Raw genomic sequence first — 13,837 nt, forward strand, 5'->3', positions numbered from 1 at the left:
GGGGATCGCCATGACGACGCCCACGCCGACCGCCAACGGTTCCGCATCGGGCCTGCGCCGGGTCGGGCTCTACACCACCCTTGTCGCGCTGGCCCTGATCTTCCTGGTTCCGCTGGTGTGGATGGTCATCACCTCGCTGAAGACCTACACCGCCGCCCAGCAGATCCCGCCGAGCTGGCTGCCGAACCCCGTCGCCGGGTACGGCTACGAGCAGATCCTCAACAACTCGGCGAACCCGGTGCTGCGCTGGTTCCTCAACAGCATGATGGCGGCCACGCTGCACTCGCTGCTGGTGCTGGTGACCGCTTCGATGGCCGCGTACTCCCTGGCCCGCCTGCGGTTCCGCGGGCGCGGGGTGACCTTCGCCCTGATCGTCGGGACGCTGTTCATTCCGCCGACCTCGCTGATCGTCCCGAACTTCCTGATCGTCGATCAGCTCAACTGGATCGACACCCTCGCCGTGGTGGTCGTGCCCGGCGCGGCCAGCGCGTTCGGGGTCTTCTTCCTGCGGCAGTTCTTCCTCTCCCTGCCCAACGAGCTGGAGGAGGCCGCCACGCTGGACGGCGCCAACCAGTGGCAGATCTTCTTCAAGGTGGTGCTGCCGCTGTCCAAGCCGGCGCTGTCCACCCTGGCCGTGCTGTCGTTCCTCACCAACTGGAACGACTTCCTCTGGCCGATCTTCGTGCTGTTCAGCCCCGAGAAGCTCACCCTTCCGCCAGGCCTGGGCCTGCTCCAGGGCTCGTACGTCACCGACTACCCGGTGATCATGGCGGGCGCGGTGCTGGCCAGCCTGCCGGTGCTGATCCTCTTCGTGCTGGCCCAGCGGCACATCATCCAGGGCGTCTCCCGCAGTGGTCTGAAGGGATGACGCGCACAACCGCCCGGCGACGCGGCGCGGCGGCGATCGTCATCGCCGCCGCGTTGCTCGTTCCGGGCTGTGCCGACGGCAGCGAATCCACCCCCACGAGCAGCGGGAGCGACCCCAGCATGTTCACCAACCCGGTCGTGAAGACCGACGCCCCTGACCCGCAGGCGATCCAGGTGGGCGACACCTGGTACCTGTTCCACACCAACTCCGGGGGCCGCAACGTCCCGGTGCTCACCTCCACGGACCTGGTCGACTGGACCGAGGCCGGGGACGCCCTGCCGGCGCTGCCGGACTGGGCGGACGCCGGCAAGACCTGGGCGCCGGAGGCGATCCAGTTGGCACCGGACCGCTTCCTGCTCTACTACACCGTGGCCGGCCGGGAGTCCGGGCGGCAGTGCGTCGGGCGGGCGGTGGCCAGCGCGCCGCAGGGGCCGTACTCCGACGACGCGGCCGGCCCGCTGATCTGCCAGGCCGACCTGGGCGGGGCGATCGACGCCAGCCCGTTCCGGGACACCGACGGCAGCCTCTGGCTGCTGTGGAAGAACGACGGCAACGCGATCGGGGTGGACACCTGGCTCTGGTCGCAGCGCCTCGCGGACGACGGCCTGACCCTCGTCGGCGAGCCGACGAAGCTGCTCAAGCAGACCGAGCCGTGGGAGGGCACCCTCATCGAGGGGCCGTTCTTCCACCGCCAGGACGGTCGGTTGCTCCTCTTCTTCGCCGCCAACGCCTACGACCGGGCCGAGTACGCCGAGGGCTACGCGGTCTGCGAGAGCCCGACCGGCCCGTGTGTGAAGGCCGCCGAGAACCCGATCCTGAAGAGCGACCAGGCCGCCTCGGGCCCCGGCCACGCCTCGATGGTGGTCAAGGACGGCCGGACCTGGCTGATCTACCACGCCTGGCCACCCGGCCAGGAGGGCAGCACCGACCCCGGTCGGCAGATCTGGCTCGATGAAGTGACCTGGGTCGACGGCAAGCCGGTGGTCAAGGGCCCGACGGCAACGCCGCAACCCCGCCCCTGATCGGTCGTGCGGAAGGGCCCCCCGAGTGGGGGCCCTTCCGCACGCGTCGGGTCAGGAGGTCGGCGTTGCTGCCCGGCGGCGATGTTGGTCAATCGCATCGATCGGGCGTGAGCCCTTGCGATTACGACCCGAGTATGAAAATTTCCTACCAGCGGCAGATAGCCCTCGGCGAATCTTGCCGGAGTTGCCGCGCTGATCACCCGGGAGCCCCAACGAAGGGACACACCGCATGAAGGCAACTCGCCTCGGAGCCGCCGGGCTGGTCACAGCCCTGCTCGGCACGCTCGTCGCCGCCACCCCCGCGAACGCGGCACCCGACGCGGCCGGCACCACCAGCACCACCACCTGCACCACCAACCCGGCAACGCCCAAGCGGCAGTTCCGGGCAATGTGGATCTCGTCGGTGGTCAACATCGACTGGCCCAGCAAGGCGTCCCAGACCAGCCCGAACCAGGTCGCCGCCCAGCAAGCCGAGTATCGGGGGCTGCTCGACCTCGCCGAGCGACTGCACCACAACGCAGTCGTCGTGCAGGTCCGGCCTACCGCCGACGCGCTCTGGCCCTCGCCGTACGAGCCCTGGTCGGAATACCTGACCGGCGTCCGCGGGCAGGACCCCGGCTGGGACCCGCTGGCCTTCCTCGTCGACGAGTCGCACAAGCGCAACCTGGAATTCCACGCCTGGTTCAACCCGTACCGTGTCTCCATGCCGGCACCCGGCGGCGCCGGTGCGGACCTCACCCAGCTCGCCCCCGACCACCCGGCCCGGCAGCACCCGGACTGGACCTTCGCCTACCCGCCGGCCGGCGTGGCCGGCAGCAGGCTCTACTACAACCCAGGCATCCCCGAGGTCCGTGAGTTCGTGCAGACCGCGATGATGGACGCGGTCAGCCGGTACGACATCGACGGCGTGCACTTCGACGACTACTTCTACCCGTACCCCAGCGGCAGTTACCAGGTGCCGGACGACGCCACCTTCGCGGCCCACAACCGGGGCTTCACCGATCGGGCGGACTGGCGGCGGGACAACATCAACCTGCTGATCCAGGAGATGAACGGCAAGATCAAGGCGGCGAAGCCGTGGGTGAAGTTCGGGGTCAGCCCATTCGGCATCTGGCGCAACAAGGCCGCCGACCCGCTCGGCTCGGACACCACCGGCAGCCAGTCGTACGACATCATCTCCGCGGACACCCGAAAGTGGGTCAAGCAGGAGTGGATCGACTACGTGGTGCCGCAGCTCTACTGGTACATCGGCCAGTACCCGGCCGCCGACTACGCGCGGCTCGTGCCGTGGTGGGCCGAGACGGTGCGCGGCACCCGCGTGCAGCTCTACATCGGCCAGGCCGACTACAAGAGCGGCGAGCCGACGTACGGGCCGTTCTGGCAGAACCCGAGTGAGCTGTCCGACCACCTGACGCTCAACCGGGCGTACCCGGAGGTGCAGGGCAACGTGCACTTCTCCGCCGTCCAGGTGCGGGCCAACCGGCTCGGCGCCACCGACATCTACGCCGCCGAGCACTACTCCCGCCCGGCGCTCGTGCCGACCATGCCGCACCTCCCGGCGAAGCCGCTGCTCTTCCCGGTGGTCACCAAGGCGGTCCGGCAGGCCGACGGGGTACGGCTGACCTGGCGCCAGCCGGCTGACGGCGTCGGGCCATTCGGCACCGCCACGTCGTACGCGATCTACCGGTTCGACGGCACCACGCTGCCCGGTCGGTGCGGTACGGCGGACGCCGCGCACCTGGTCGACGCCGTCCGGGCCGTGCCCGGTGGGGCGCAGTCCTGGGTGGACGACTCGGCCGAGCCCGGACGGCGCTACACCTACCAGCTGACCGCCCTGGACCGGTCGGCCAACGAGAGCCCGACCAGCCCGCCGGCCTTCGTCCTGCGCTGACCCGTCCCTCCCTCGCCGAATGCCCCGGGTGCCCCGCGCACCCGGGGCATTCGTCTGTTTCGACGTATGTCACCAATAGTTGGCGCGACGCATACCGACCAGTTGATCAGTTGATCGAGACTCATCGACATCCGGTAACCCGCCGGTAACTTCCGTCCCACCCGCTCACCCCCGCGGAGGTCACCCGTGCCCCGACGTCTCGCCACCCTGTTCGCCTCGGGCGCGCTCGCGCTGCTCGCCACCCTCGCCATCGCCTCCCCCGCCGCCGCCGTCACCCCCGCCCAGCGGCTGTCGGTGCTGTCCAGCTGGACCCAGACCAGCGCGTCCAGCTACAACTCCTGGAACAGCGCACGGGTCAACCGGGCACCCTGGGCCGAGTACAACTTCAACTGGTCCACCGACTACTGCTCGTCGAGCCCGGACAACCCGCTCGGCTTCACCTTCAACCTGGGCTGCTACCGGCACGACTTCAGCTACCGCAACTACAAGGCGGTCGGCCAGTTCCCGGCCAACAAGTCCCGACTGGACAGCGCCTTCTACGAGGACCTGAAGCGCGTCTGCGCCACGTACAACGCGGTCGTCCGACCGGCCTGCTACAGCCTGGCCTGGACCTACTACCAGGCAGTCAGCATCTTCGGATCGGTCGCGGCCGTGCAGCAGGCCGACATCGACCGCGCCGCCCGAATGAAGGCCAACGCCGAACGCGCCGCCGCCACCCACCCCTAAACCCCACCCCACCCCACCCCACCCCTGCCTCCACCCCCACCCCCGCCCCCTGGCCGCGTTGATCAAGAGGTTTCGGTCACCGGAAGCCCGTTTCCTGACGCAAACCTCTTGATCAACAAGGCTGGGCTGGGGGGTGGGGTGGGGGCGGGTGGGGTGGGGTGGGGTTAGGCGCGTTCGGTTCGGGTGGCTGGGTGGCGGTCGGGGTCGGCGGGACGGCGGGGGGTTGGCTGGGACAGGCCCGTGCTGAAGCGGGTCGAATCCGCCGCCAGGTCCGGGTGTTCCACGTCGAGCGCCAGCGCGGCGGCCTCGTCCAAGCCCAACTCGGCACCCTCGCCGTACGCGTCGTCGAAGGCCGCGTCACCCAACACCGCACGCAACTCGGCCTGCTGCTCGGCCCAGTAGCCGCCGTAGATGCCCGGGGTCGCCCGCATGCTCGCCCGGGTGGCCTGCGCCGCCCCGAACAGGCGGGCGGCGGTCAACCGATCCCCGCCGATCGCGCAGCGCACCGCGATCGCGTTCAACGTGTCGCACGCCCGGCCGTGGTAGCCGTGGCCCATCCTGGAGCGCAGCGCCACCAGCAGGTGCTCATGTGCGGCGATCACGTCGCCGCGGGCCAACGCGACCATCCCGAGCAGCATGTCCACCGAGCGCCGGCCGCGCTCGACCGGTCGGGCCGCCTCCACCGGCCGGACCGCCCCCAGCAGGTCCGCCGCCTCCTCCAGGGCGCCCCGCCGCCAGAGCAGCTCGGCCAGGCTGAACACCGCGAACAGGGCTTCACCGACCACGTCCTGCCCGTGCGCCCAGTCGATGACCTCCCGGCACACCCGCTCGGCCTCGGCGAACTGCCCCATGTCGACCAGCGGCGCGGCCCGGCCCGCGAGCACCCGGGCCAGCAGCCCGGCATCACCGGCCTGTCGGGCGGCCGCCTCGGCCCGCTGGGAGTAGCGCAACTCCTCGGCGAACTCGCCGTCCGCGCCGGCGTGCAGCGAGTGCATGTGGTAGACCGCCGCCAGCTCCGCTTCCGGAATCCGCTCACCCGTTTCAGCGATCCGCCCGTACAACCGGAACAGCCACAGCCGCCCCTCCCGGGCCAAGCCCCGCTCAAGCCACCACTGGTCCAGGCCACCAGCCAGACCGAGACCGGCTCGGGCGCTGCCGCCGGTGGCGCACCACCGCAGCGCCGCGCGTAGCTCCCCGGCCAGTGGGTCGAGGGCATACAGCGACAGCGTCACCGGTCGGCCGTCCTGACCCAGGTGGGCCCGGTTCAGTGCGTGCGCCGACCAGGCCACGTGCCGGTCCCGGGCGGCCTGCTCCTCACCCACCTCGACCAACCGCCGCGCCGCGTACGCCCGGATGGGGTCGAGCATCCGGTAGGTGCTGCCGGCAGCACGCGGCTCCGCCAACACCATCGACTTGTCCACCAGCACCGAGAGTGGATCGAGTGGGTCGTCGCCCAGCAGCCACTCCACCGTCTCCAGGTCCACCGGCCCAGCGAAGATCGCCAGCCACCGCAGCAGACGGGCGGCCCGAGGCCCCAGCGTCCGGTACGACCAGGTGACGGTGGCCTGCATGGTCAGGTGCCGCTCGGTGGCCGAACGCTGCACCGCCCTGCTCGCCGGTGTGGGCGGCGTCGCCCCGGCCGCCGCCGCGACCAGGTCCACGGTGTCCTGCTGGTTGCCGGACCAACCCCGCTCCACCGGCGGCGGCTCCGAATCCTCCCGGCCGGCGTCCAATGTGCCGAGCACGTCGTCCAGGCGCTCGGCGAGCTGGCCGACAGAGAGCACCCGCAGCCGGGCGGCGGCCAACTCGATGGCGAGCGGCAACCCATCCAACCGCTGCACCACCCGGCGCAGATCGGCCGACTCGGCCGGGTCCGGTTTCCGGCCGCCGCGCGCCGCCGCCGTACGGTCCAGCAGCAGCGCCACGGCGTCGCTCTCCGCGCCGTCCGTGCGCGGGTCGACCGAGAGCGGCGGGATCCGCCACACCACCTCACCGGGCAGGCTGAACGACTCACGACTGGTCGCGATGACCCGCACGCCGCTCCCGCCGGACAGCAACCGCGCGATCACCTCCGCACAGGCGGCCGGTTGGGTGTCGCAGGTGTCGAGCACGACCAGCATGCGGCGGCCCGCCGCGTACTCCACAAGGGTGTCCAGCATCGGCCGGCCCGGCTCGGGTCGCAGGCCGAGCACCGCAGCGATCGCGAAGGCCACCAGCCCCGGGTCGGTCACCGCGGCGATGTCGACGAACCAGACCCCATCCGGGTACGCCTCGACCACCCCGCTCGCCAACTCCACCGCGAGCCGTGTCTTGCCCGCGCCGCCCGCGCCCACCACCGTGACCAGGCGGTGCTGTTCCACCAGCAGGCCCAACTCGACGCGCTCCGCCCGGCGACCAACGAACGAGGTCACCTGGGTCGGCAGGTTGTGCGCCACCGCGTCGGCGGTGCGGGGCCGGGGGAACTGCCGTTCCAGGCCCGGCGCGACAAGTTGGAACAGTCGTTCCCGGTCGTCGAAGCCACGCAGGCGGTGCAGGCCCAGGTCGAGCAGTGCCGCACCGGGTGGCAACGGCTCGGCCCGACGTGCGGTGGACGCGGAACAGAGCACCTGCCCGCCGTGCGCGGCGGCGGCCACCCGGGCGGCCCGGTGCACCTCGGGGCTGGCGTACTCGCCGTCGCGCGGCTCGGCGTAGCCGGTGTGCAGGCCCATCCGCACGCGGGGCGCGGCTTCACTGGTGGGCCATTCGTGGCTGGACAGCGCCCGCTGGGCTGTCAGGCACGCGGTCAGCGCCGCCGCCGCGTCCTCGAAGGCCAGGAAGAACGAGTCGCCCTCGGTCAGCAGCTCCGCGCCACCCGTGCTGGCCAGCGTCCGGCGCAGCAGCCGCCGGTGCTCGGCGAGCACCGGGCGGTAGTCCGGGCCGAGTAGCTGGGCCAGCCGGGTCGAGCCCTCGATATCGGTGAACACGAAGGTCACCCAACCGCTCGGGAGCTGGATCCGTGGCGACATGCGTGGACCTCCGCCCGTGACGTCGGATTCATGCTGCCTGAGTCCGGGCGATCACGCATCGTGAGAACGGCCGGGCAGGTGCCGCCTCAAGGTGCCACTCGGGCCCAATCCCGGCAAGGCCAGCCGACCAGGCGGCGGCGATTTGGCCCGATCAGCAGCCGCAGGCGCCGCCACAGCAGCCACCACCGGCGGGTGCCGGGGCACCACCGGCGGCACCACCCCGGCCGGTGACCGCAACCGCGGAGAGCAGCTTGACGGTGTCGGCGTGTCCCTGCGGGCAGGTGGCTGGCTCGCCGGCCGCCGCCATCGAACGGTTGACCTCGAAGGTGTCGCCGCAAGCGCGGCAGCGGAACTCGTACCGGGGCATGGCACCCAGGGTACGTGGATCTGACGTTCGGCGGAGCATGGGTGATACTCGACGGGTGGTGGACGGTGAGGACGACACGCGTGTGAAACCGTTACGTCCGGCCGCGCCGCTGGACGGGCCACTCCAGGGCTCGGGGGCCGCGCCCGATCCGGGGCGCGCGGTGCCCCGCCCCCGCCGACCCTGGTTGAGCGGCCGGTCCGGAAGCGCGTCGACCACACCAGCGGCCCCGGCCACGCCGGCCGAGCCCGCGCCGCCCGCCGACACGAAGGCCGACACCCAGGTCGAAGACCCCAAGGTCGAAGACCCCAAGACCGAAGACCCCAAGACCGAAGACCCCAAGGTCGAACACCCGAAGACCGGGGACCCGAAGGCGGATGGCAGCGCCAGCGCCCCGGCCGCGCCGAAGCCCACCGCCGGGTCGAGCGCCGATGCGCCGGCTGACGAGGCGAAGACCGTCGCCATGGCTGGCGTCGCGGATCCGACGAAGACCACCGTGGACGAAATGCCGGTCGTGCCGGCGTCCGACCCCACCCGGCGACGGCGGGTGCAGTTCGCGCACGCGGTACGGCTGCCGCCACGTCGGGCAGCGGCAACCGCCGCCCGCGCGACCCGCGCCTGGGCTCGCCGGCCGAGCGGTCGGCTCACCCTGCCGGGCGTCTTCCTGCTGGCGCTGGTGGCCGCGACCGGCGCGGCGGGCGCGCTGCTCGTGCCGGCCACGATCCGCGCACCACGCCCGGTCGCGGCCGACTCCTCCGCCGCGCCGACCGCAGCCGCACCACCAGCGGGGCCGTCCGGCCTACCCACCGGCCCGTTGCCCACCTGGCCCGTCCCGACCGGCCCGGTGCCCGGCGGCGGGCTGCCCACCAACGGGCTCCCGACCGGGCCTCCCATCGGGCCGGTGGTCGGGGTCCGGCCGTCGGACGCCCTGGCCGGCTGGGCTCAGCAGGTCGGCACCAAGGTCGGCGTCCCCCCAGGAGCCATGCAGGCGTACGGCTATGCCGAGCTGGTGCTCGCCCAGACCAATCGCAGTTGCGCGCTGAGCTGGACCACGCTGGCCGCGATCGGTCAGGTCGAATCGGGGCACGGCTCGGCCAACGGCGCACGGCTGGGGCAGGACGGCAAGGCGCTGCCGAAGATCATCGGGTTGCCGTTGGACGGAAACGACGGCCGGATGCGGATCATCGACACCGACCGTGGGCTGCTCGACGGGGACACGACCCTCGACCGCGCGATCGGGCCGATGCAGTTCATCCCGACCACCTGGCAGGAGATCGGGGCGGACGCGGACAACGACGGGGTCAAGGACCCGCACGACCTGGACGATGCCGCCCTGGCAGCGGGAAACTACCTCTGCAAGGGCGGCCGCAACCTGAGCATCGCGGGCGACTGGTGGAACGCGATCCTGTCCTACAACGATGTACGGCGGTACGCCCAGAACGTCTACGACACCGCGAACCGGTACGGACGGGCCAGTCGCCTGTGAAGTGATCGTCTCGATACGTTGGAGAACTGGACACTTCCCCCGGGCAGCTGTTAGAGGCAAGCTAGACGGGTGATGGTGCGCGAGTGGGACCCCAGGACCGCGTCGTCCGCCGAGATCGCGTCGCTGTTGGTCACGCTGAACGCGGTCCTGGCGGCTGATCTGCCGCAGGACCCGCCCTGGCGGGAGACCTCGCTACGCGAATACCTCGCCGAGGTGATGCCCGGCGAGCGGCGGATCTCCTGGATCGCCCAGGCCGAGCCGACCGGCTCCGGCGACCCGGGCGCGGTGCTCGGCCAGGTTCACGTGCTGCTCCTCGGTGACATCGGCGTGCTCGAGGTGCTGGTGCACCCGTCCGCGCGGCGCAGCGGCCTCGGTCGTGACCTGGTGCTGCGTGCCGCCCGCCGGGTCTACCAGGAGGGCTTCCAGTCGATCGGTGTGGAGGTGGTCGGCGACACGCCCTCGGTCGGGTTCTACGAGTCCCTCGGCTTCACCCGGGAGTACGTGGAGACGCGCAGCGTGCTCGACCTGACCGCGGTCGACTGGGCCGAGCTGGCCCAGATGGCCACCGGCATCGGGGCGGGCTACCACTTGGAGTTCTTCCCCGGTGGGCCACCCGACGACCTGATCGAGGCGTACGCGCGGGCGAAGGCCGAGGTGCGCGACGTCGACGACGGTGAGCTGCGCCCCAGTTCCTACGACCCTGAGCGGCTGCGCGACAGCCTCGACACCCTGCACCGGCGGGGCATGAAGCCGTACATCGTGCTCGCCCGGCACGAGCAGAGCGGCGAGGTGGCCGGTCTGACGGAGGTGGTGGTCCCGGCGCAGCACCCGACTCGCGCCGACCAGTACGACACGATCGTCGCGCAGGGCCACCGGGGCTACGGCATCGACCGGGCGATCAAGTCCCGGATGCTGTTGGAGCTGCGCTCCGCCGAACCGGAGCTGATCGAGGTGCAGACCTGGAACGCGCAGGCCAACGAGGCGATGCTGAAGGTCAACGCGGAGCTGGGCTACCGGCCCGACCGGGACTGGTGCGAATACAGCGTCGACGTCGCTGAGTTGGTGCACCGCCTCGATTCGTCGCCGCGCTGAGGAAATTCACGAAACTGTCCATTAGGGGATGGACGGTGGACAGTCGCGCACCTTAACGTGCGTTGACTCCCATCCACCCATCGTGGAGGCCCTATGCGCCCGCGCCGCTCAATCGCCGCGCTCGCGACCGCCACCGCCGCCGTGACCGTCACGGCGCTCGGCGTCGCACCCACCGCGGCCAGCGCCGCGCCCACCGACCTGTTCATTTCGGAGTACGTCGAAGGTTCGTCGAACAACAAGGCGATCGAGCTGTTCAACGGCACCGGCGCCGCCGTCGACCTCACCGCTGGTGGCTACCAGCTCCAGCTCTTCTTCAATGGCTCCACCACGGCGACCACGGTCGCGCTGACCGGGACGGTGGCCGCCGGGGACGCTTTCGTGTTCGCCAGTGCCTCGGCCGGGGCCGCGATCCTCGCCCAGGCCGACCAGACCACCGGGGCGAGCCTGTTCAACGGCGACGACGCGATCGTGCTGCGCCGGGGCACCACCGTGCTCGACTCGATCGGCCAGGTGGGCGTCGACCCGGGCACCGAGTGGGGTGCCGGTGCCACCAGCACCGCGGACAACACCCTGCGTCGACTGCCCGCCGTCACGACCGGCGACACCGACCCGTCGGACGCGCTCGACCCCGCCGCGCAGTGGGCCGGCTTCCCGGTCGACACCTTCGACGGCCTCGGCTCGCACACCGTCGACGGCGGTGGTCCGGTCGACGTGCCGGCCACGCTCACCTGCGGCGGCCCGCTGGTCACCTCGGCGGGCACGGCGGCGAGCCGAGAGGTCACCGCCGCCGACCCGGATGACACGATCGTCGACCTGGCGGTGACCGGGGTCAGCCCGACCCCGGCCACCGGCTCGATCAGCCGCACCGCGTTCACCCCGGCCGACGGGGTGGGCGGCACCGCGCGCGCCACGGTCGATGCGAGCGCCGACCTCGCCGCCGGGGCGTACACCGTCACCCTGACCGCGACCGACGCGGGCGGTGGCACCGCCACCTGCGCGTTGGTCGTGCAGGTGACCCGGGAGTTGACCGTCGGCGAGGTGCAGGGTCCGACCACCGACGCCGAGTCCGGTCCGACCGACCGGTCGCCGCTCGCGCCCTCGAGCGGCAACGGCACGAGCAGCACGCTGTACGACGTACGCGGCGTGATCACCCAACTGACCCTGGCCCGCACCTCGGCCGGGGCGGAGCAGCACGGCTTCTTCCTGCAGAGCCGCACCGGCGACACCGACGGCGACCCGACCAGCTCCGACGGCATCTTCGTCTTCATGGGCGCGTTCACCTCGCTGATCGGCGGCTACGTCCCGACGATCGGCGACGAGGTCGTGCTCCGGGCCCGGGTCTCGGAGTACTTCAGCTTCACCCAACTTTCCGGCGCCTCCCTGGTCCGCCGGATCACCGGCGGCCTGGCCGTGGACACCGCCGTCGCGGTGACCGACGCGGTGCCACCCACCGAGTTCACGGACGCGCAGCGCTTCTGGGAGCGGCACGAGGGCGCCCGGATGCGGGTACGCGCGGGCAGTGGCGCGGTGAGCGGACGGGACGTCTTCTCGTCCACGGCCGACGCCGAGCTGTGGGTGGTCGACCGGGACGACCCACTCCTGGACCGCGCCGACCCGTACGCCCGGCGGGTCTTCCGTGATTCGCACCCGCTGGACAACGACCCGACCCGCCGCTTCGACGACGGCAACGGTCAGCGGGTGCTGCTCGGCAGCATGGGCGTGAAGGCTACCGCCGGGGACAGCACAGCGCTGCTCCCGCCGACGCACACCTTCGACACGCTGCGCGCCGACGCGATGGGCGCGGTCTACTACTCGTTCGAGAAGTACGGCGTCCAGGTCGAGCGGGCGGAGTTCGACGCCGGGGCCGACCCGTCGAAGAACAACCCGCCCAAGCCGGCTGATCGGTCCCAGGAGGTGGCTGTCGCCACCTACAACGTGGAGAACCTGTACGACTACCGGGACGACCCGTTCGACGGCTGCGACTTCGCCGGTAACGCCGGCTGCACGGGGGTCTCTCCGCCGTTCGACTACGTGCCGAGCAGCGAGGCGGACTACCGCGAGCAGTTGGCCGCGCTCGCCGACCAGATCGTGAAGGATCTGCACGCACCGGATCTGATCCTGGTGCAGGAGGCCGAGGACCAGGACATCTGCACGGTCTCCGGGACGGCGCTGACCTGCGGCGACACCGACAACGCCGACGGCGCTCCGGACAGCATCCAGGAGTTGGCGCTCGCGGTGGCGGCGGCTGGCGGGCCGGCGTACGCCGCTGCCTATGACCGGACCGGCGCGGACGCCCGCGGTATCACCGCCGCCTTCCTGTACCGGACGGACCGGTTGTCGCTGGCGGCCGCGACGGCGAACGACCCGCTGCTGGGCTCGGCACCGACCGTTCAGTACCGCGCTGCGGGGCTGCCGGCCAACGCCGACGTGCAGAACCCGAAGGCCCTCAACGCGGTGCTGCCGTCGGACGTGGACACCTCGACCGGTCGGGACGGAACCAACGTCTTCACCCGCGCTCCCCAACTGGGCAAGTTCAGCGTGGCCGCGTCACCCGGTTCGACCGAGCGGTTCACCCTGTACGCGCTCAGCAACCACTACTCCTCCGGCCCGGACAGCCGGGTCGGGCAGCGGCGGGAGCAGGCGACGTACGGCGCGGCGATCGTCACCGCGATCGAGGCGGCCGACCAGTCCGCCCGAGTGGTCTACGGCGGGGACCTGAACGTCTTCCCGCGCCCGGACGACCCGATCGCGACGGGCAGCCAGCCCACGCCCTCGGACCAGCTCGCACCGCTCTACGAGGCGGGCCTGCACAACCTGTGGGACAACCTCGTCGCGGACGTGCCGGCGTCCGCCTACTCGTACAGCTTCGAGGGGCAGGCGCAGACGCTCGACCACCTGTTCGTCAACGACGCGCTCTACGGCGACCTGGTGCAGGTGCGGGCGGCGCACATCAACGCCGACTGGCCGGCGGAGTTCGCCGGCGACGGGTCACGCGGTTCCAGCGACCACGACCCGCAGGTGGCCAGGTTCCGGTCCCGGGCGTCGCTGACCGTCGCCGACACGACGGTGGTCGAGGGCAACCAGGGCACCCGGCAGCTCACCTTCACCGCCACCGTGTCCCGGCCGCTGTCCCAGGCGGTGCTGCTCTGCGCCGCCACCGTCGGCCTCACGGCGCAGGCAGGCTCGGACTTCGACCCGTACGCCGGCTGCAAGGTGTTGGCCGCCGGGCAGACGTCGGTGGCCTTCCCGGTGACGGTACGCGGTGACCGGAAGCGGGAGTCGGACGAGAAGTTGACGCTGCTGGTGGCCGGCGTGCCCGGTCTGCGGCTGGCCGATCCGCTGGCGGTCGGCACGATCACCAACGACGACTGATCCGCCAGGCG

9 protein-coding genes are annotated in these 13,837 nt (G+C 71.6%); 7 read left to right on the forward strand and 2 right to left on the reverse strand.

The genetic code is table 11. The annotated features are described in order from the left end of the window. Positions 1–10: 10 nt before the first annotated feature. From PCA76_RS29680 to PCA76_RS29695, 4 genes are all read left to right on the forward strand, one after another. Positions 11–868 carry a carbohydrate ABC transporter permease gene (locus tag PCA76_RS29680; RefSeq protein WP_272613706.1) on the forward strand — a complete coding sequence of 286 codons (858 nt, stop codon included), beginning with the start codon at positions 11–13 and terminating at the stop codon, positions 866–868. Then, a complete protein-coding gene (locus PCA76_RS29685) occupies positions 865–1,890 on the forward strand; it encodes a glycoside hydrolase family 43 protein (protein ID WP_272613707.1) in 1,026 nt (341 codons plus the stop codon). The genes PCA76_RS29680 and PCA76_RS29685 overlap by 4 nt, the downstream gene beginning before the upstream one ends. Positions 1,891–2,119: 229 nt before the next feature. Further along, a complete protein-coding gene (locus PCA76_RS29690; protein WP_272613708.1) occupies positions 2,120–3,781 on the forward strand; it encodes a glycoside hydrolase family 10 protein in 1,662 nt (553 codons plus the stop codon). A 186-nt stretch (positions 3,782–3,967) separates the two neighbouring features. Continuing rightward, positions 3,968–4,507 carry a phospholipase gene (locus PCA76_RS29695; protein WP_272613709.1) on the forward strand — a complete coding sequence of 180 codons (540 nt, stop codon included), beginning with the start codon at positions 3,968–3,970 and terminating at the stop codon, positions 4,505–4,507. A 164-nt stretch (positions 4,508–4,671) separates the two neighbouring features. Here PCA76_RS29695 and PCA76_RS29700 read toward each other — a convergent pair whose 3' ends face one another. Both PCA76_RS29700 and PCA76_RS29705 read right to left on the reverse strand, forming a co-directional pair. After that, positions 4,672–7,512 (reverse strand): ATP-binding protein, encoded by a 2,841-nt coding sequence (locus PCA76_RS29700; RefSeq protein WP_272613710.1) that lies wholly within the window; start codon positions 7,510–7,512, stop codon positions 4,672–4,674. A 151-nt stretch (positions 7,513–7,663) separates the two neighbouring features. Then, positions 7,664–7,879, reverse strand: a complete 216-nt coding sequence (locus PCA76_RS29705; RefSeq protein ID WP_272613711.1) for an FmdB family zinc ribbon protein — start codon at positions 7,877–7,879, stop codon at positions 7,664–7,666. Positions 7,880–7,934: 55 nt separating this feature from the next. Here PCA76_RS29705 and PCA76_RS29710 point away from each other — a divergent pair, with 55 nt between their 5' ends. From PCA76_RS29710 to PCA76_RS29720, 3 genes are all read left to right on the forward strand, one after another. After that, a complete protein-coding gene (locus PCA76_RS29710) occupies positions 7,935–9,362 on the forward strand; it encodes a lytic transglycosylase domain-containing protein (protein WP_272619721.1) in 1,428 nt (475 codons plus the stop codon). A gap of 72 nt (positions 9,363–9,434) precedes the next feature. Beyond that, positions 9,435–10,454: a GNAT family N-acetyltransferase gene (locus PCA76_RS29715; protein WP_272619723.1), complete on the forward strand. Its 1,020-nt coding sequence runs from the start codon at positions 9,435–9,437 to the stop codon at positions 10,452–10,454. Positions 10,455–10,547: 93 nt separating this feature from the next. Beyond that, the gene (locus PCA76_RS29720; RefSeq protein ID WP_272613712.1) at positions 10,548–13,826 is read left to right on the forward strand and encodes a lamin tail domain-containing protein; all 3,279 of its coding nucleotides are present in this window, start codon (positions 10,548–10,550) and stop codon (positions 13,824–13,826) included. The last annotated feature ends 11 nt before the right edge of the window (positions 13,827–13,837 follow it).

It is taken from the genome of Micromonospora sp. LH3U1 (assembly GCF_028475105.1).
Classification (GTDB): domain Bacteria; phylum Actinomycetota; class Actinomycetes; order Mycobacteriales; family Micromonosporaceae; genus Micromonospora.